The sequence below is a fragment of the Gilliamella sp. Nev5-1 genome, assembly GCF_001690895.1.
Taxonomy (GTDB): domain Bacteria; phylum Pseudomonadota; class Gammaproteobacteria; order Enterobacterales; family Orbaceae; genus Gilliamella; species Gilliamella apicola_C.
Window position 1 is genome coordinate 1 of sequence record NZ_LZHO01000016.1, and the last position, 19,531, is coordinate 19,531.

Sequence of the window (19,531 nt, forward strand, 5' to 3'; positions counted from 1 at the left end):
CTGGTAATTTAAAGACGAATGAAGCCTGTTGTAATTAAACCAATCCACATAGTGATTAAATTGCAACCTGAGTTGTTCAAGTGAATCAAAAATCGTGTTTGACACAAATTCAGTTTTCACCGCTTTAAATGTTGCTTCAGCAACAGCATTATCATAAGGGCATCCCTTATGGCTTAATGAACGCTCAATGCCAAATTCCTGTAAACATTCATCAAGTAGATGATTATCAAATTCTTTTCCTCTATCTGAATGAAATAACTCAACTGAATTTAAGTTAATAGGGATTTGGCTGATAGCATCCATAACCAGTTGAGCATTTTTATGTTTTCCAGCACTTCGTCCCACGATTTCTCGATTGCTTACATCAATAATCACACAAAGGTAATGCCATTGTTGTTTTACTCTCACATAAGTTAAATCAGTCACTAACACTTTTCGTTGTTGGCCTACGGTAAACTCACGATTAAGTTGCTTACTTACTGTTGATTCGTTGCTTTGTTCTGTATTAGCACGATATTTTTTACAGGTATATTTTGATACTCATCCGTTTTCTTGCATGATTCGACCAATTCGGCGACGGGATAATAGTATGCTTTTCTTTCTAAGCTCTGCTTGTAGTCGCCTTGTTCCATAGGCTTGATAGTTATCGTTAAATACCGCTTTCACTTTTTTACTAAGCTCTTTGTCTGTTTTTTTACTGGTTAATTGTAGTTGATAATAGAAGCTATTTCTTGACACTTGTAAACATCGACATAACGCACGTAAACTATATCGATGTTGATTCTCGGTGATTAATTTGATTTTCGTCCTATTATCAACGCCGCTTGCTTTAGGATGTCATTCTCCATTAACAATCGCTTATTCTCTTTACGTAGGGCTATGAGCTCATTTTCTTGAGCACGACGATTAGCTTGAGCTGTAAACTCACCAGTGGTTTGATATTGCTTAATCCACTTATCTAATGCGGATTTAGTCAGGTCGTATTCGGTGACAATATCCGCTCGTTTTTTGCCATTTTGGTATAACATTACCCTCTGTTTTTTAAATTCATTACTAAAACTGCGTTTTTCTCTTCTTGAAATGAGATTTGTCATTGTTGGTTCCTTTTGTTTTTTGGTTATCATAACAATGACCTTATTAAACTGGTACTAATTAGTGTAGCCTATCCATCTTTTTAAACAATAGCAATTAAAACTTACCTGTATTTACGGCACAGTTCTTTAAGGCAATACAACCTCAGCTTCTGTTAAAATAGCTACGATTTAATGTTCAACCATTTTTTCATCATTAAATCCCCCTTTTACTTTTATCATAGAGAATTTTCTACTTTTTTGCTGTACTATTTTATGAGTTAGTTACAGTATAAAACGTATGCCTGCGGTTTGGGCAACTAAATCTGATTTGAAGTCAATTAACTTAAACAATATATTTTCAACAAAAACTGGTGGGATAGGGATAAAAGTAAGATGCTAACAGTACATAATCAGGCTATTGAGACAATATATGGAGAAATATATGGAAGAGACGCTTTAATATTAAAAGACGTCATATTAAATATGTTTCCCCTAGAATTAAAGGTAATAGCTTCTTTGGAATTGTCGCTTTGCCAACCAAGTAAAGGGCTAGAAGGAGAGGCTTTAATTTATTTTAAATTTGAAAATATAAAGAGCTTAAATATTACAATGATTGATGAATCAAGTTATCAGCCAATGATGATATCATGCTTCGATAAAATATTCGATAAAGAGAAAGATGAGCATTATATTTTAAGTACTTATGATCATGTTTTTGATGTTATTGGCCAATGTGAAGTAAGCTACAAATAGTTATTAAAATCAGGATTGATATTTAAAATCTTTCCGATTTTATTTGCTGTTTATTCTATGGCTAGTAATAGCAGAAATTAATCTTAGCTTGAATCAAAAACTCAGCAAATAAAAACAGACCAATTACCGCTATGACGAGCACTACAGATTAGCTTGGGGGGATTAAGTAGTTACCATCTTAGATTCATGGGAAGAACACCAAGCAAGAAAAGCAAAACAGGACAGGAAGTTATTGCAAGAATGCTCACTAAGGGTCGCATTCGTGATAGCGGTAACAACATGAAATTCAAAAATTCAACTAATAACCAATGGTATTATGTTCAAGATGCTGATATGGCACATTTAAAAGATGCCGTTAAATATTGGAATCAGAAAGGTAAGTGCCATAGATCTAAATCTAAGAAAGTAAGATCATTCATGAGAGATTTAGATAATTATAAATTAGAATATTTTGGTCATAATCCTTCTCAAGGAGCATGTTTAAAAGAAAGATATAGAGATTCTGAAAGTTTTATTGGTCTAATAGAAAAATCGCAGTATTTTTAACAAGTAAGGTTATAAAGATGAAAACACTATCTGATAATAAATTGGAAAAAGAAATAATTGCTATAGTAGAAATTGGTAATCAATATCATGACAAGAAAGATTTTACCAATGCCTTAAATAAATATAATGATGCTTGGCAATTACTTCCCGAACCAAAGCTAGATTGGGAAATAGCTAGCTGGATTTCAAAATGTATATATAGTGCTTATTTTGACTTATCAGATTTTATTACTGCTAAAAAATGGGGTGTAATTTCATTACAAACAAGGGGATCTAATATAAATACGGGGCCTTTAATTAATCTAGGAATGGTTTGTTATGAATTAGACCAGTTAGAGGAAGCATATAAATACTTTGATGAGGCTTATAAATATGGTAAAGCGCGAGCATTCCAGGAAAGGCAAAAAAAATATATAAACTTTTATTTAAAAGAGGCAAAAAGAAAAAATAATTTATAACTGTCGACATTAAAAAGCAAACAAACCAACGACGCTACTCAGTACTACAGCTACAACGCCGAACACCGCCTAAATGAAGTACGCATCGGCGAGGTAGACCAAAACAACTATTACAGCTATGTCTACGATGCCTTAGGTCGATGTATCGAAAAAAATCTGTTAGACAACACCTCCCCCCTATAATCGTAATCGTTTCCTATGGGGCGGCTTAACAATAATTCAGGAAACCAGCCCGAATCAGTACAGTAGCCTGTATATTTATACCGACCAAAGTACGAATCACTGGCAAGTAGAGATAAACGAAGTAATCAACCACAAAGGGTAATATACTTCCACACCAACCTGAACGGTTATCAGAAAGAGCTTATCGATACAAACGGCATCAGGAAATCCTAAGTTCTATGATTTTAGTGAAGTAAATAATGCAACTGATATGATTAATCCAAGTTAAACAGGCAAACAAAGTTTAAGTGGCAGTCAAGTTCCTTTACCTGTTGACCCAAACGAGGTATTTGTAAATACTATTACAAACTTGGATAAATTGCCTAATAGACTTGCAGCGATTAATGATCATGGTTCTCATATATTCAAGCAAAAACATGACATTTGATGAATATCAGAAATTGCTTAATCAAATTAAATGGGATTAGCTTATAAATGACAAAACTTATTGTTAATGAAAAAGAGGCATTTGCAGATTTGAAAAGAATAATGCAATCATGGGATGTGAATGAAAACAATACATCACAGAAATTAATAGATTTATTTTTAAGGCAATTAATACAATCTAAATGGGATAGAAAAAAGATATATAAATTTGCATTTTTATATATAAAAAATAATTTATCCGATCCAGATTACGATAACATTCCCGAGGCTGCTTTTGACTATTTGGATGACATAAAATCATCGATTATTGGTCATTGTAGTTATGATTCAATTTTGAAATTTCCTAATGAACCAAAAAATAAAAATGAACTAATAAGTTATGTCAGAGGTGAAAAATGGAAAAATTGATGTTCTAAAAATAAATTAAATTACTCTATAGTATCTTCAGGTACTATGATCCGGATATAGGACGCTTTACCCAGCTGGACCCAATAGGATTAGCTGGTGACTTTAATCTGTGTCACTATGCACCAAATGGATTGGCTTAGGTTGATCCTCTTGGGTGGAGTTGTTTGTTATTTCATGGGGTTCAAAAAAGGGGAACCTGTTTCTTTTAAAGCAAAACTAGGAGAGTATCAAATTGGTAAATCAGCGTTTAGTAAAGACAACACGCGGTATTTCTGTTTTTGATAATCCTACTAGTGTATCTAGTAAAGGGTTTATTCCTCATAAAATATGATATGACTACTATTAGCGATAATTTGAAAATTATCAGGTTGCGCTATCAAAAATACAGGTATTAGATTAATGAATATTATATTTCCTGATTGGTATGACAATTTGTTTCAACTTGAATGCGAATCTAAAGGAGTTGTATTAAATTTTGAAGTTACAGTAAATGGAAATATATACACATTCAATTTTTATGATCCGATACGGTTTATTCAAGATGCAGAAGATCAAATATCTGATATAGGGTATTTTAAAGATGAATATGCTGTAATCCTTAAAAAGGTAACAAAAGATAATATTATCAGATACTTATTATCAATTTAGTTTATAATGAAAATTTTTCAACAAACCTGTCATATCTAAATTACCTTTACTCATATTGACATAAGAAAGCTAAAGTATTTTTCGGCTTTATCTATCCGGAATCATAAAGATTAAAGAATATAATGTCAGCAGAATTTCAATTATTTTTTAATGATGAAAAATAAAAGAATATTGTAAATTAAGGCATTGGATTTTATGTGAGGTGATAACTATATGGGTGATATTAAAAATCTTGTTACGCGTTTAAATCATGGCGCTCAAGACGAAGTATATTGGCTTGGAGCTTGTGATGAATCACAAATTAATATACTTGAAAATAAGCTAAATTTGTCATTACCAAATGAATTAAAAGAATTTATTTTATTGGTTGGTGGCGGAGGGGTTGTTGGTGAAGAAATATCAGGCATAGTTGATAATAATGCCTTGGCTGAGTCTGGAGGAGCTATCTATTATGATACTTGTCAATGTCGAAATGAATACTCATTACCATTAGATATGGCAGTTATTTATTTTAAAGATGACGATGTATGTTGCTGTGTTGATTGTAGGAAAAATACTTATGGACAAATAGTTAATTATGATCTCTTCTCAAGAAAAATATCAAACGTCCTAGCACCGTCATTCAGATGTTTTTTTGAAGAATATGTAAACTTACGGACGTAAATTAAGACTGCCGCAACCACAACCTGATGCGTTTTAATCATCTACTTAAATTCAGAGATCAGAGCTATAGCTATCACCCGTATGGCAGCGTCAAAAGCAAACAAAACAACGACGTAACCAGCACTACAGCTTACAATGCCGAACATCGCCTAAGCAAAGCACGCATCGAACATTCAAACCACAACCAGCGTTACGGCTATGTCTACGACGCCTTAGGTCGACGTATCGAAAAACATCAGCTAGACACAAGTGGAGACCAACCCTACAACCGAACCCACTTCCTGTGGAATGGCTTAACAATGATCAGGAAACCAGCCAGAATCAGCACAGTAGCTAGTATATCTACACAGACCAGAAACAACTACAAACCACGAGCAAGCATAGACAAAAGAGGCAGCGAAGATGAAGAAATAGCCTACTTCCACACCGACCTTAACCGTTGCTCGGAAGAGCTTAACGATGCAAACGGTGAAATATTGTGGAAACGTAGCTGTCAGCTATGGGGTAAACGATTTCAGGAAATTGAGCAAGAATCAATAGAGCAAAATCACAGATATCAGGAACAATATTTAGACAGGGAAACTGGCTTATATTACAATATGTTCAGGAGCTATGATTCGGATATAGTAGATTTACCCAGCCAGACCTGATTGGGTTACTAGGTGGCTTTAATCGGTATCAGTATGCACCTAATGGGTTGGCTTAGACCGTTCCGTAGGAGGAATTGCAATTTATTACAGGCAATTAAGCACATTAAAAAGCAGCTAACTAAAGGAAAATAAGCTCTTATAAGAGTACGAAATAAAGCTGATGCAGAAGAAATATTGAGAGCGTTAATTTCCGCGAACGAAAAACATCCTCAACACAAAGGATATATGGATACCACTAAATCAAGAACATTTTGCCCACAAAAAGATGCATCTGACTGATTACCTCGTCCATTTAGTAGAAAAAGGAACTTATCATTGGGATGAATTTAATCCAAATGAGAAAATTAGAGATCATGCTTCTGAAAGTGCGCATTTGCTAATTCACATCTATAACAGTCGAATTATTAGAATATTTTATGAATAAGAAAAAATACAATAATCCTTACCATCCATTTCCCTATGAAATGAAAGGGCAATTCTTTGAAAGATTAGAAGAAAATAAAACTCGTTTTATTGAGATTTATTCTATTGAATATGCAAAACCTGGGGATGACGACGAATGGGAATTTTCCTTGTATTCGCTTTATATAGATCAACTTATAAAACCAATAATAGATGAGGAAGAAGTGTTTTTTTTATATAAGCTCCGCACATATTATGCAGATCCAGCATTAACTGATAATGATAATGCATTCAATCAATCAATAACTTCATTTGAACAATATGTTTTTTCTAATTTCGATGAATTATTAGAATATATTGAACAACGATGGAGAATAGGATTAAGTGATTTTGTTCCAATTAATAAAACAAATATACCTTATTAAAAAATAAAAATATTTGTATAAAGATACTAAATTATTAATTGAAGTTGAAAATTTATCAACAGTGATAAGGGTAGAGCAATGAAGATATTGAATTACATAATATTCCAATGCTATTAACTGTTAATAAAAGCAAAGAATATCGACACCAAATAATAAAATCGGCCACTAGCTTATAATAGATAAAATTAAGCTTAAGTGAAACACACATCAAACAATCCGATCACAGCTAGCGTTACGATTATATCTACGACACCTTATGCTTCTGTATCGAAAACATCAGCTAGGCACAACGAAGACCAACCCTACAACCGTACTCGCTTCCCATGGAATAGCTTAAAAATGATTCAGAAAACCAGCTAGAATCAGCACAGCAGCCAGTATATCTACACAGACCGGAAGCAACTACAAACCATGGGCACGCATAGGTAAAAGAGGCAGTGGAGATGGAAAAAACAGTCTACTTCCACACCGAATGGGGTTGCTGTATTCAGTATACGGATTCGATTGGCCTAGAAAACATCATGCGAATAGGTGTCTTAGAATCTTATGTAAAAGTAAAGTTTATATCACAGATATTTTAATGAGCCCGAAAGATGTAATGACTAATATTATTAGAATATATTTATAAAGGAAAGTTAACACTAAATGAGGTATTATATTCTGGTAAGAATCCATATTCTTTTTTGTCAAGTTTAGGTTATGAAACCAGATTAAAACTGACAAACAATCAAATTAATTCTAGTGTAAAAACAAAAGGTTGATAATAATGGATATTGAAAAAATAGAATTAACTAGAAGTGAAGTAAATGCTTTAACCAAAGCAATTCTTTATTTAAAGTTCGATTGTGAGGAAACAGACTCGTTATTTTATTGTAGCAGCCCCATTATTAATTCAATTTTTGAAAAATTGATAAAAATGTATGGGAATCAAAAAGATTGGAACAGAATTTTTTCAAATATTCCTGAAATGAATAAGAGTGTTGCTATTGATAAAATAGCTAATTATGAAAAACAAAACAATAGATATTTTGATGAGAAAACAAAAAATGAAATATTAGAAAAATATCTTTTCCCCTATAAATTAGACAAATAAAATTATTAATAGAGCCATGTTTCACATGGCAGGTATTATCAATATAAAAATGCACAAGGACATAAACGTGTCACAGTAGAATAAACAAATGATCCAATAGCTAAATGCGGACCAATCAAAACGTAGTGCTAATTCAATTACCTATGACTTCGAACAAGAACGATATCAAAAAATTATTGATTCGCTAACCAATGATCATCACATATATTATGAATAATAAACTTGAAAAAAAATTACTTTATAAAAAAGCAGAAGAATATGTTAGTCAATTAGAAGGAATTGAATCATTTACAATTTCGTCTGTTAATAATGAAGATTTTATTTGGTATAAAGAACAGCTTAAAATTTTTTTCAAGATTGATCAAATTGATAGCGAAATCAGGCTAGAGCACCCGATTAGCCAAAAAAAATTAATTGAAATTATAAATAACACTTTAAATAATAATTTTTTTAAATGCATCCAACTATTTGAAGAAAAAATTGCGATACACTTAAATATTAATCATCTTGATAATTTTTTAAATAGTATATTTAAATACAACCAATCTTTTGATTTATCATTATTGTTTTTACAACCTGAAAGAATATTGGTTATTAATGATGATGAATATGAAATATATCTTCATTATCGTATAAACAATTAGAGATATGCAATCAGGGCTAAAAGGAAAAATTTACCTATGTAAATGGCGCAGTATTGTGAGCATACCGCTATCAGCTCTGGGGAAAACGGATTCAAAAAATCGAACACATCCCGATACAACAAAACCTTAGATATCAGGGACAGTATTTAGACAGAGAAACTGGACTACATTACAATACTTTCTGATACTATAACTCGGATATAGGTCACTTTACCTAGCTAGCCCCCGATTGACCAGCTGGGTGACTTTAACCTATATCAGTATGCACCTAATGATTTGACTTGGGTCGATCCATTAGGATTGACTGTACAGGGAAAATGCAACCATGTCATTTCGATAATGTAAGGATTAAAAGATTTTATTTAGATATATCTATAAATGGAAGAAAAACTACGGAAGCTAAATTAGGTTTAGATAAAGCTGACAATCTTATCTGGAAGCGGTTTAGTAACATGAAAGGTATTAGTAAAAAATCCATAACCCAAGCGAACAAGCATATAGACGGTTTGATAAACAATAAAAAATTATGGGGAAAACTAAAACTCAAGTATCTCATGCCATAGAAGAATTTAAAAAGATATTAAATGACTCAAATAGTAATAAAAAGTCAATTGAATTGGCCGAGCGGGGTGTGGTTAAATTTTCAAAAATGCAGGAGAAAATTAATGGACTTAACTGATTTTCTGAGAACAGGAATATATTTGGAATTAAAAGTAGGCTTATCAGAAAAAGAAATATATTCTATTTTGCAAAAAAAAGATTTGGGTAAAAAATATCACTTTGATAAATTGAACAAAAGTGAAGGTTTTTCTTATTTTTATGATTCACTGGAAATAATGGTAGTTGATTCCAAGATACATTCCTTAGGATTTGATGTAGCTCGTCATCCAATTACTTTATTAAATAATGTAATTATATACTCTGAAACAAGTTTTGAACTTATTATGAAATATCTCGATATTGCTGATATAAACTGGTCTTTTGAAAAAAAATATTGTTATAGTCGTGAATTAACGATCAAAACAGAAGGAAATGTTTTAATTGGTTGTGTATATGATAAAGGCAATTATTGGCTATCAAAATTCAAAACATTCAAGTAGATTATTCATCTTTTTTATTCACAGCCAGATGGGTGCACCATCAACAGCCTGTATTACGGTTCCGACAACCTGCACCGCGAAGTATTACGCCACAAGAGCGGCTGAACACCACATTCAAATATGACTGCAACACAAACCAACCCAGCGTGACTAGCATTCTACCCTGCCCAGTATCTTAACAGAACGCAGCTACCAGTACGATCGCCTCGACCGATTGATAAGCACAGAATACAGCAACCTGATTCTCCTACATTTCAGAGGATATCACTACGACGGCCTGAAACGCCGTATCGAAAAACATCAGCTAGGCAGCGCAGACAACCCTACAACAGTACCCGCATCCTGTAGAATACCTTAAAAATGATTCAGAAAACTAACCCGAATCAGTACAACAGCCTGTATATCCATACCAACCTGAACGGCTCTCCAGAAAAGCTTACCGATGCAAACAATGACATCGTCTGAAAATACTGCTATCAGCTCTGGGGTAAACATATTCAGGAAATTGAACATCAATAGAGCAAAACCTCAGATGTCATGAATAATATTTAGGCAGAGAAACTGGACTACATTACAATACTTTCAAGCACTATGATCCAGATATAGGAAGCTTTACCTAGCCAAATCCGATAGGATCACAGGGTGGCTTTAATCTGTATCAGTATACGCCTAATGGGTTGACTTGGTTGGATCCATTTGGATTAATGAGTTGTAAGCTAAATCATCAAACAGGGAAAGTTATAAAAAATATGGATATGCCCGTAATCAACATGGTTCTCAAATTAATGCACAAAAATTAATTGACCAAGAAAAAAATCCAAAAGACTCTGAGCCTATAAGGCATTTAATGATAACAAAATAATAGAGGAAGCGTTTGCTAAAGCACCAACACACATGGAGCACATGATGTTAAAGTATCACAATTATCAAAAATATATTATCCTGATAGAACAATAAAAATAATGGATATTGTAAGATTTATAAGAGTAGTCATTAGAGGCAAACCTATTATAGCCTGTCCCTATATTCCTGGAGATTAAAATGGAAACTATATTTGAGGTTAACTATCAAAATCCCATAGGCGATATTGATGATGATATTGATGACGAACTAACTCCTTTTCAATATGCATTGGAAGAATTGAGAAGATATGCTGAACCTGAGTTTTACATTAAACTGAAAGGCGACTATAGAGTACATTTTTACATTTATGCGGACATAACAGCATGTTATGAAGACATTGTTAAATCTGTCAAACGAGTAAAAAATAATTGGGCAGGCAAAGATGATATTTGGTTTTGTGAGCAAGGCTCTGATTTTTACTTCTATTATGAAATTAAAGATAAAGGCGTAGAACTTGAATATAAGAAAGGACCAGATGTAGGCATATATAATGGAAAAATTCCTGATATGAAACTTTTTATCAGTAAATTAGAGTACATTCAGGTTTGGGAAACTTTATTTAAAGAATTATCGACACTTATTGAAGAAAAACTGAATAAAAAAATTAACTTACCCTTTTAATAATGTTTAAAAGTATTTAATTGGTTTGGAAGACATAAAAACCAATACAGTGTCCACGGACAAATCGGCTGCAAACAAACCAACGGCGCTACCCAGCACTACCACTACGACGCCTTAAGCCGGTGTATCGAAGAACATCAGCTAGGCAGCGCAGGCAACCCTTATAACCGTACCCGCTTCCTGTGGAATGGCTTAAAAATGATTCAGGAAACCAGCCAGAATCAGCACAGCAGCCTGTATATCTATACCGACCAAAGCAACTACCAACACTGGCACGCATAGTTAAAATAGGTAGTGAAGATGAAGAAATAGTTTACGTCCACGCCGATCTAAATACTTCAAAACCAGAAAATAAATTTGGTCGCGTTCCTCACTTTTATACTGCTGATGATTTGTCTGATGATCCTCTCCAACCAAAAGTAAGATATAATCAATATGGTAAACATATTCCTGAAAATATGACAAAAATTACAAATGCTAAAGGCAAAAAATAATGTCATTATCTTTAAAAGAAAGATTGAAATTATCAGTTATTGAAAAAGAAAAAAAGGCAATTCTTCAAAATATCTCAAATAAATTACGGATTGATAATAACAGCTATTCGATAACGTTTGAGTCGCATGATTATAATGTCTTTTTGTCAAAATTTATTGATAATATTGAACATCAGTCAGTAGATTTATCAGTAAAAGAAAATTTATTATTTAACCGATTTTGTGATTTTTTGAGTAGTATTGATACTAATGATTTAGTAGTTTTTCAAATTATCACTTGTAATACATATTATTATTTAAAATTGCATATTAATAACATTAAGCAAAATCCAACATTATTTTGGAATATGACAGTAAAGAATAGTAACAAGACGTTAGAGTGTTTGCTAGTTGCCATAAATAACTCTTTTGGATTTTCAATTTTACCAACAGAGAATTTTTATGAGTTAAGAATATGGAATGGTAATAATGAGTTGACTTAGATTGATCCTTGGGCTTAAATAATGAATTGTGTGCTTTTGGAAACAAAAGCAAGCCCAAAAACCAAGAGCAAGCAAAGATATTGATACTGATAGCACTGGTATGGTAGAACCTCAGGTTGATAAAAAATTACCGCAAGGTGCATCAACCACATTAGATCCTAATAAGTCTCCATTAACTGAACATTACTATACAATACCTGAAGGAAAATCATTCCCTAATGGATTAGGTATTAAACGTGATATATTCATGAATGAATTTAAAAAATTATTTAACTCAATTTCTTGTGAGTATGGTAGTAACAAAATGAAAGATAATACAATTTTTTCTATAGAATGGTTTAATTTAAAAGAATCTGAAACAAATTTATTTTCTTCTAAATATTATTTTAGAAAATCAGAATGTTTTTTCCAACAATTACTATTAGCATTAAACACATTATCAGAACAAGGAACAGCGTTAAGATTCATAAGAGATGATGATTTTAATGACGAAGAATTAGAAATATTAATTCCTATAATTATAGACATATCAGTCGATGGCAATATTGATAATATTCCTATAGCTAGAGATATATTAATCAAATTTAAAGAGAATAAAATCGTAAAACATAAATTAGGCAGTATGTTGGATCATTACCTTGCTTCTTTCGATGACTTTATATACCGAAGATTAGCTGAATTACTACTATACTTAAATTTCTCAGACTTAAAAATCAAATTAATGAATAAATGCCTAAAAAGTAACAATAATGACTTAATTGAACTATATCAAGATCTTATTGAAAATTAAAATAATAGATTAGTATTTAGATAGAAAATTGAGAGACACCATTCTATATTATTTTGTGTATTTGCCAGTTAAAGGTAGCGGTTGATTCTGCCATCAAATTCTAAAAAATGAACCGGTGCCAAATCAGTTAAAACCTTACAACAGGTGAAAGACATAGAGTCGACTTTGTGGTTAAAAGGCAAATGGCGTCCTTATGAGATAACAAGTAAAACTGCCTCTAAGCATAAACAATTAGCAAAAGAAGCTCGGATACATAGTACAGGAAGTATATATGTGAAAAATAAAAATACTAACGAACTGATCGAAATTGAAAGTATATCAAAAGTTATAAGGCAAAATAATGAATAATGAAGATTTTGAATTACATAATATTCCTATGTTATTAGGCGCAAATAAAAGTAAAGAATATCAAAACCAAATAATAAGATTATCTACTAGTTTATTAACGTTTCTCAAAGAGAACCATTTACTAATTAATGTAGAGCCATTTGATCTAGAGGGAAATTTGAAAACTGATTTTATATTAATGAAATCTGCTGTTACGGAAGATGGTTTTGATTTATTCAGGAAATATGTATCTGGATGGCTTAAATATTTAGATAAAAGTACTGTAGAAAATAAGTATGAAAATATTAGTCGTTTGGAAAAAGGCTTAGCTAAAATTAGAGAGTTAAAGAATTTATAAAATTAAATACTACGATTATCTAAAATTTTATTATATTACTATCAAATCAAGGCATTTTAATATATAGATTAGTCGATTTGGCCAAAATCTAAGATTAAAATACAATGTTTAGCACATGTTGACCGAAGTATCCATCGAATACCCAAGCTAGTGAGCGTTACGGCTATGTCTACAACGCCTTAGGTCGACGTACCGAAAAACATCAGCTAGACAACGCAGGCAAATCCTACACCGTACCCGCTTCCTGTGGGATGGCTTAGCAGTGATTTAGGAAACCAGCCCGAATCAGCACAGCAGGCTGTATATCTATACCGACTAGAATAACTATGAAGCACAGGGAAGAGCTGGTGTTCCTGAAAAAGAAAATTGGTATACTAAGAAAAATCGTAAAAATTCATAAAGAAATTAGCAAATGTTAATGGAGATATCATGCACCTAGTATATGAGCTTACACCTTCATCAAACGAAAATAGTGGTATCAAATTTGGTGGAGGAGCATTTATTGACGGCAATTGGCCCCAAAATCCGTTAGGTGAAAATTTAACATTATTATTCACAATCGATAATGATAAATTATCTGATTCTATTAGTGGAATTAATCTTCCTAAAGCTAAATATATTTCCGTATTTTCAACATATAATGAAAATAGATATTTTTTGGACGATATTGTTTATTTCGGTGATGATGCAGAACTTGATCATTTAAAATCAGGATTTACCAGAGTTACACTAACTGAGACATCAAAATTACGTGAAAATAGTAATAGTCTTGTTCCTCAATATCTTGAATTAGAAAAGACACAACTAAAGAATAATGAGTACCCAGCATTTTCTTTTTTGTCAAATAAAATACCCAATGGCATTGTGGCTTGTGAAAAATTGCTAAATGAATATGATTTTATTGGCCAATTATATTCATCAGATATTCCCGTTCATGATGGTGGAGCTTTATTTTTATCTGATGCTATTGGATATTTGTTTCTAAAAAAGAAAATTGATGATTTTAATAATGCAGGACTTTTTTTTGTTCAAACGGCATAATTATTTTAATATAACTATCTAACAATAATTTATAAATGTGCTAATAGTAATAGTTTCCTTAATATTTTGTAGGGAGATAATGTATCTGTTTATTATAATCTAAGCTGTAACGCCCCTCTAAAATAGTGCAACAAAAGAGTAGAAAACTCGCCATGATAAAAGTAAAAAGTGATTTAATCATGATGATGATTGCCAAATAAACCTCATGGAAGCATAAAGCAATCCATATAAACACATTGGTTATAGTGTTATAAATATAGTAAGAGATGTTGATAAATGATAAACATTAATGAAATTCGAGATTTTATAAATAGCTCATTATATAAAACGGCATTAGATAAATTAGAGAAAAAATATAAAATTACGACAAACGGAAAAGAATTGCCATCGGTATTGTTTGAATATGATGCAAATGAAATAAATTTGTCTGGTGCCACTTTATCTGATTTAAAAAACATATTGTCGAATAATCTTGCTTCTTTTTTGAAATATATAGCGATTAAGTTTGTCGTTCTCTTTGATGAACCAGATGAACAAGAAGGGAATGATGAAAAGGATGTCACTATTTCAGTTAATGCACCCTATGAAAATTTTCTTATTATTCATTTATTAGAGTATTATTTACTTACTAACGATGTTGATAACCTAATTAATTATCTAAAAAAAATAAAAATACCGTATAGTAAGAAATATTGTGGACAATTAAAGAAAATATATGCATTACTTTAATCAAAAAATCGGCAATATTTACAATCTTTAACGATAAAAAAGTGAATAAACTTATACATAGTCTTATTATCATTCATACATAAATAATCGAGAGACTATTAGAAAAATAAAAAAGCTTGATTTACCCACTGATATACAAACAAAGTTGTTATCGCAAGGTGCGTTTTAGTTTGGATAATAGGCGCCTTTATACTGCTAAAAAGGCTGGAATTTCTAAGGCTCCATCTAGATGGGCTACTTAAGTGGATCTGTCTTCAGCTACTTTATGGCGGCGTTTTACAACTAAAACCGGTGGTAAATCAATAAAATTGAGGTGTAAATAATATGAATACAAAAGAAATTCAAACAAAATACGGTATAATTTATGCGCGAAGTGCATTAATATTATCTGACGTAAAATTAGAATGTATACCATTTACTTTAGTTGTTAATACGTCATTAGCATTATCAGGCTGTAAACCGAAGATATCGAATGTTCCAGAAGTTAAAGTTACATTTACTTTCAGTGATATTTATAGTTTATTTATTTATAGAATGGATGAGTATCCTTATGAGCAATATTTAAAATCTAGTTTTGATTTAGTTGATGAGGTGCATAAAAAAGGAAGGCAACGTATAGTACTCAGCACTTATGATCATATTTTTGATGTAATTGGTAAATATGAAATTAAATATTACTAAAAAATAAAATTATAGAAGTTAGCTCAATAATTAGATATATGTAAGATAGAGAGTTATTGCATCAAAAACAAACAAAGTGCTAGCCACAACCAGCGTTACAACTACGCCTACGACGCCTTAGGTCGACGTATCGAAAAACATCAGTCAGGCAGCACAGGCAAACCTTACAACCGTACCCGTTCCTATGGGATAGCTTAACAATAATACAGGAAACCTGCCCGAATCGGCACAGTAGCCTGAATATCTACACCCACTAGAGCAACGACTAGCCACTGGCACGTATAGGCACAGACGGCAATTAAAAACAATATATCCGCTACTTCTACGCCGACCAGAACGGCTTACCGATGCAAACGGCGAATAACTCTGGGAATGTAGCTATCAGCTCTAGGGTAAGCGCATTCAGGAAATCGAACACAAACCAATAGTGCAAAACTTCAGATATCATGGGTAATATTTAGACAGAAAAACTAGACTGCATTACAATACCTTTAGGTACTATGATCCAGATATAGGACGCTTTACCCAGTCCAACTCAGTTGGGCTGCTAGGTAGGTGTAATCTGTATCAGTATGTGCCGAATGGGTTGACTTGAATTGATACAATTGGATGGTATAAAAATAGTAATGACACTAATTGAGATTGGGTTTTATATGATGTAATGGATAGGAATCTAAACGCCGTGCTAAAACAGGAATTAGTAAAGCAGAAGATGTAATGGCTGGCGGATAAAATAGACGTGCTTATACGAGTATAAGAAAAGTACGAAAAGCCCCTAACTTTGGCAATGCAGAATCGAAAGTAGTCCGTACTTATAGAGGAATAACTAAAGATAAAATGAAAAGAATTGAGGCAAGAAGAGTTAGGCTTTTAAGAATATTAAAACATGAATTGCCACCCAATCAAGAAAAAGATAAACGTTATAGACCCAGTACTAAAAAGAACAAGTGGTGCTAACTATTTTACAAGGTATATTATGGGAAAAAAATAATGGTGTCATTGCCTACTGAAGTACCAAAAATAAATGACAATGTGAATATGCATTTCATGTGGATAGAATTGAACAAATATATTGATAACTTGTTACCGCGAATAAATATTTTAGATTTAAATGGGTGGCGTATTTTAATAATGATTAATTCTCGGGCTACAAATGGTATTGGGGTTTTCAAAAGATCAATGCGCTATCCATCAGATAAGGAGTATGTTATTTCTATCTCTATTTGCATTCCTGATAAAAACCAGGCTCCATATGGATTAAGAGAAGTAAAAGAAAGTTTTTTTAAACCGTTAAATGAAAATTTTTTCATTTTAGATCCTGAATTTGAAAACTACGAGAGTTTATATAGTTATATTTTTGAAAGTGCAAAACGTGCAATAGGTTTAGCTTTTACGAAAGGTATTGTCTGTGGTGGCAAGAGAATAAAATTGCAGAATTGAAATCACAATAATGAAGTTATTAAGAATAACGGGCTTTCAAAGTGATACTATCCTGATACATGTAGATTCACTGATTTAGCCGGATTGCTAGGTGGCGTTAATCTGTATCAGTATGCGTCTAATGGGTTGACTTGTATCGAAGCATGGGGATTAAATTATTCAGACATATTTCGAAGAATGACAAAAAAGAAAAGTAAATCCAAAGTTGTAGACTCAGCTAGAACATTGAGTGCTAGCCCTAATAGGGATATTCCTGTATGTAACAGATCATTGGTAATGATTTGCAGCACGTACAAAACAAATCAGGACATGGCGCAATTCAACCTAAACAGTCGATGCTTCTTTCAAAATACCAAACAGCATTGGCTAATTAAAAAAGTAAATGGATAAAATGCTAGAACAACAGAAATTCCTTGATTATATGAAAAAAGAAATATCTTCAAATAAAGATTTATTGGAAATTAGAAAGGTATTAGTTGATTTTAAAAATAAAGGCATGCCACAGATTTGCATGTATGATTGTTTACAAAACCTGAGATATCTTGACGAAGAAGATATTATTTTAGAATTAATGGATTTTGTTATAGGTTTTTGTAAGCCTGAGTTGGCTATATATAGTTAATTTAGAAATATATTCTAGAATTTATTGAATAATAATCTTCATTACCTTTTCTTAATTTTGTTGTTTGAAAAGATATTGGCATTCCAATATCTACGATGCTCTTGGCTAGCATATCGAAAAACATCAGCTAAATAGCACAGCCCCCTACAACCGTATCCGCTAGAATGGCTTAATAATGATTTAGAAAACCAGCCCGAATCAGCACAGCAGCCTGTATATCTACCCCGGACAGAGCTGCTACGAACCTCTGGCACATATAGACAAAAGGGGCAATGAAGATGAAGAAATTATCAGCTCTGGGAGTAAAGGGATTCAGGAAATTGAACACGCATCAATAGATCAAAACTTCAGATATCAGGGACAATATTTAGACAGAAAAACGGGGTTATATTACAATACTTTTAGGTATTATGCCTTGATATAGTCCACTTTATCTAGCCTGACCCAATTGGATTGCTAGGTGAATTTAATCTGTATTGTAAATACCCCAAACTTAGTACACAACTCACGTAGAAAATTAAGCTGCCTGTTTTAATGTTTTATATTCGAGCGGTGTCATGTTATTTAATGCCTCATGCGGTCTTTCGGTGTTATAAATCGTTAACCATTCTTCGGTTATTCTCCTTGCTTGTGCTAAGTTGTTAAAAAGATATAAATCGAGTACTTCAGTACGATAGGTACGATTAAATCGTTCAATATAACCATTTTCATAAGGGCTACCGGGCTGGATATAATCAATGGCTATATCATGTGATTTAGCCCAGTTTATAAAGGTTTTTCCTGTAAATTCTGGTCCATTATCGACGCGTATTTTTAACGGATAACCATGATACTCCGCCAATTTATCCAAATAACGAGTCACTCTACCTGCGGGTAAACTCACACCAATATCAATACCTAATGCCTCACGATTAAAGTCATCGATGACATTGAATGTCCTAAAGCGACGTTGATTACGACTACTGTCACTCATAAAATCCATTGACCAACATTCACCTTGTTTATTGGGGACTAATAACCTTTCCGGGCATCGTGGAGGAATGCGTTTTTTACGCTTTACCCTGAGATTAAGCTTTAATTCACAATACACCCGATATACCCGTTTATGATTCCATTGATAGCCGAGCTTTCTGATACGATTAAAACATTTAGGAAAGCCCCAGCGTAAATGCCGGTCTGTGATAGCATTCAACACCGAAACAATCACCGAATCATCCTGTAACTTAGCTTGATAATAGTAAGCACAACGGCTTAAACCAACAATGGCACAACTCATAGCAATAGTAACTGAATGATTTTGTTGTAGTTGCTGTGCCCACGTTTTACGTGCCCCTGTTGGCACTAAAGCTTTTTTATGATATCTTCCTGAAGCTGGGATTTTAAGCTCAGTTCGGCAAACATCTGCTTAAGCTTGCAGTTTTCAGCCTCCAGCTCCTTTAAGCGTTTAATATCCGACGTTTCCATACCGCCGTATTTTTCTCGCCACTTATAGAAAGTTGAATTACCCATGCCATATTTGCGACAGAGTTCCTTGACAGGAATACCTGCTTCAGCTTCTTTTAAAATAGCGA

General features: G+C 32.7%; 24 protein-coding genes and 4 pseudogenes. 26 read left to right on the forward strand and 2 right to left on the reverse strand.

Annotated features, from left to right (window positions below; translation table 11 throughout):
* Positions 1-1,082 (reverse strand): annotated as a pseudogene (locus tag A9G41_RS13815) (IS3 family transposase); the annotation flags it as partial.
* Between the two features lie 384 nt (positions 1,083-1,466).
* Here A9G41_RS13815 and A9G41_RS02770 point away from each other — a divergent pair.
* The 26 genes and pseudogenes from A9G41_RS02770 to A9G41_RS14925 all read left to right on the forward strand — a co-directional run bounded on the left by A9G41_RS02770 (position 1,467) and on the right by A9G41_RS14925 (position 18,384).
* Entirely contained in the window at positions 1,467-1,826 is a 360-nt protein-coding gene (locus A9G41_RS02770; protein ID WP_065567338.1) for a hypothetical protein, read from the forward strand.
* A 186-nt stretch (positions 1,827-2,012) separates the two neighbouring features.
* Positions 2,013-2,372: a GH-E family nuclease gene (locus A9G41_RS02775; RefSeq protein ID WP_065582197.1), complete on the forward strand. Its 360-nt coding sequence runs from the start codon at positions 2,013-2,015 to the stop codon at positions 2,370-2,372.
* 17 nt (positions 2,373-2,389) lie between these two features.
* A complete protein-coding gene (locus tag A9G41_RS02780; protein WP_065582196.1) occupies positions 2,390-2,830 on the forward strand; it encodes a hypothetical protein in 441 nt (146 codons plus the stop codon).
* Positions 2,831-3,487: 657 nt separating this feature from the next.
* Entirely contained in the window at positions 3,488-3,847 is a 360-nt protein-coding gene (locus A9G41_RS02785; protein WP_065582195.1) for a hypothetical protein, read from the forward strand.
* A 20-nt stretch (positions 3,848-3,867) separates the two neighbouring features.
* A pseudogene (locus A9G41_RS14910) lies at positions 3,868-3,984 on the forward strand (RHS repeat-associated core domain-containing protein); the annotation flags it as partial.
* A 262-nt stretch (positions 3,985-4,246) separates the two neighbouring features.
* A complete protein-coding gene (locus A9G41_RS02790) occupies positions 4,247-4,495 on the forward strand; it encodes a hypothetical protein (RefSeq protein WP_065582194.1) in 249 nt (82 codons plus the stop codon).
* A 213-nt stretch (positions 4,496-4,708) separates the two neighbouring features.
* Positions 4,709-5,158 carry an SMI1/KNR4 family protein gene (locus A9G41_RS02795; protein ID WP_065567335.1) on the forward strand — a complete coding sequence of 150 codons (450 nt, stop codon included), beginning with the start codon at positions 4,709-4,711 and terminating at the stop codon, positions 5,156-5,158.
* Between the two features lie 26 nt (positions 5,159-5,184).
* A complete protein-coding gene (locus A9G41_RS13380; protein WP_081295763.1) occupies positions 5,185-5,808 on the forward strand; it encodes an RHS repeat domain-containing protein in 624 nt (207 codons plus the stop codon).
* 416 nt (positions 5,809-6,224) lie between these two features.
* Positions 6,225-6,635 (forward strand): hypothetical protein, encoded by a 411-nt coding sequence (locus A9G41_RS02805; protein WP_065582192.1) that lies wholly within the window; start codon positions 6,225-6,227, stop codon positions 6,633-6,635.
* Positions 6,636-7,401: 766 nt separating this feature from the next.
* On the forward strand, positions 7,402-7,728 hold the full coding sequence (locus A9G41_RS02810; protein ID WP_065567038.1) for a hypothetical protein: 327 nt from the start codon (positions 7,402-7,404) through the stop codon (positions 7,726-7,728).
* A gap of 209 nt (positions 7,729-7,937) precedes the next feature.
* On the forward strand, positions 7,938-8,372 hold the full coding sequence (locus tag A9G41_RS02815; RefSeq protein WP_065572374.1) for a hypothetical protein: 435 nt from the start codon (positions 7,938-7,940) through the stop codon (positions 8,370-8,372).
* 68 nt (positions 8,373-8,440) lie between these two features.
* Positions 8,441-8,678 (forward strand): annotated as a pseudogene (locus tag A9G41_RS14915) (RHS repeat-associated core domain-containing protein); the annotation flags it as partial.
* Between the two features lie 359 nt (positions 8,679-9,037).
* A complete protein-coding gene (locus tag A9G41_RS02825) occupies positions 9,038-9,472 on the forward strand; it encodes a hypothetical protein (RefSeq protein WP_065582190.1) in 435 nt (144 codons plus the stop codon).
* A 1,041-nt stretch (positions 9,473-10,513) separates the two neighbouring features.
* The gene (locus A9G41_RS02830) at positions 10,514-10,996 is read left to right on the forward strand and encodes a hypothetical protein (protein ID WP_065582189.1); all 483 of its coding nucleotides are present in this window, start codon (positions 10,514-10,516) and stop codon (positions 10,994-10,996) included.
* Between the two features lie 182 nt (positions 10,997-11,178).
* Positions 11,179-11,490, forward strand: coding sequence for a hypothetical protein (locus A9G41_RS02835; RefSeq protein ID WP_065582188.1), 312 nt, complete (start codon positions 11,179-11,181; stop codon positions 11,488-11,490).
* The gene (locus A9G41_RS02840) at positions 11,490-11,972 is read left to right on the forward strand and encodes a hypothetical protein (protein ID WP_065582187.1); all 483 of its coding nucleotides are present in this window, start codon (positions 11,490-11,492) and stop codon (positions 11,970-11,972) included. The genes A9G41_RS02835 and A9G41_RS02840 overlap by 1 nt, the downstream gene beginning before the upstream one ends.
* Positions 11,973-12,000: 28 nt before the next feature.
* Positions 12,001-12,762, forward strand: coding sequence for a hypothetical protein (locus A9G41_RS02845; RefSeq protein ID WP_065582186.1), 762 nt, complete (start codon positions 12,001-12,003; stop codon positions 12,760-12,762).
* A 165-nt stretch (positions 12,763-12,927) separates the two neighbouring features.
* Positions 12,928-13,110, forward strand: a complete 183-nt coding sequence (locus A9G41_RS14185) for a hypothetical protein (RefSeq protein WP_065588957.1) — start codon at positions 12,928-12,930, stop codon at positions 13,108-13,110.
* Positions 13,103-13,447 (forward strand): hypothetical protein, encoded by a 345-nt coding sequence (locus A9G41_RS02855; protein WP_065579962.1) that lies wholly within the window; start codon positions 13,103-13,105, stop codon positions 13,445-13,447. Before A9G41_RS14185 ends, A9G41_RS02855 begins: the two co-directional genes overlap by 8 nt.
* A gap of 429 nt (positions 13,448-13,876) precedes the next feature.
* Complete coding sequence (locus A9G41_RS02860; RefSeq protein WP_065566956.1) at positions 13,877-14,488, forward strand: hypothetical protein; 612 nt, start codon at positions 13,877-13,879, stop codon at positions 14,486-14,488.
* A gap of 276 nt (positions 14,489-14,764) precedes the next feature.
* Positions 14,765-15,217: a hypothetical protein gene (locus A9G41_RS13390; RefSeq protein WP_081297875.1), complete on the forward strand. Its 453-nt coding sequence runs from the start codon at positions 14,765-14,767 to the stop codon at positions 15,215-15,217.
* Positions 15,218-15,541: 324 nt separating this feature from the next.
* Complete coding sequence (locus tag A9G41_RS02870) at positions 15,542-15,898, forward strand: hypothetical protein (protein WP_065566957.1); 357 nt, start codon at positions 15,542-15,544, stop codon at positions 15,896-15,898.
* 430 nt (positions 15,899-16,328) lie between these two features.
* Positions 16,329-16,487: pseudogene (locus tag A9G41_RS14920) on the forward strand (RHS repeat-associated core domain-containing protein); the annotation flags it as partial.
* Between the two features lie 401 nt (positions 16,488-16,888).
* Positions 16,889-17,338, forward strand: coding sequence for an Imm9 family immunity protein (gene imm9, locus A9G41_RS02875; protein ID WP_075539313.1), 450 nt, complete (start codon positions 16,889-16,891; stop codon positions 17,336-17,338).
* Between the two features lie 391 nt (positions 17,339-17,729).
* Positions 17,730-17,960, forward strand: a complete 231-nt coding sequence (locus tag A9G41_RS14425) for a hypothetical protein (RefSeq protein WP_065579963.1) — start codon at positions 17,730-17,732, stop codon at positions 17,958-17,960.
* A 334-nt stretch (positions 17,961-18,294) separates the two neighbouring features.
* Positions 18,295-18,384 (forward strand): hypothetical protein, encoded by a 90-nt coding sequence (locus A9G41_RS14925; protein ID WP_442903287.1) that lies wholly within the window; start codon positions 18,295-18,297, stop codon positions 18,382-18,384.
* A gap of 93 nt (positions 18,385-18,477) precedes the next feature.
* Here A9G41_RS14925 and A9G41_RS02880 read toward each other — a convergent pair.
* Positions 18,478-19,531 (reverse strand): IS3 family transposase gene (locus A9G41_RS02880; RefSeq protein ID WP_442903286.1). Its coding sequence is split into 2 segments (ribosomal slippage), with 1,055 coding nucleotides annotated over them: positions 18,478-19,313 and positions 19,313-19,531; the frame shifts between segments, so codons are not numbered across the junction. This gene is flagged as partial in the annotation.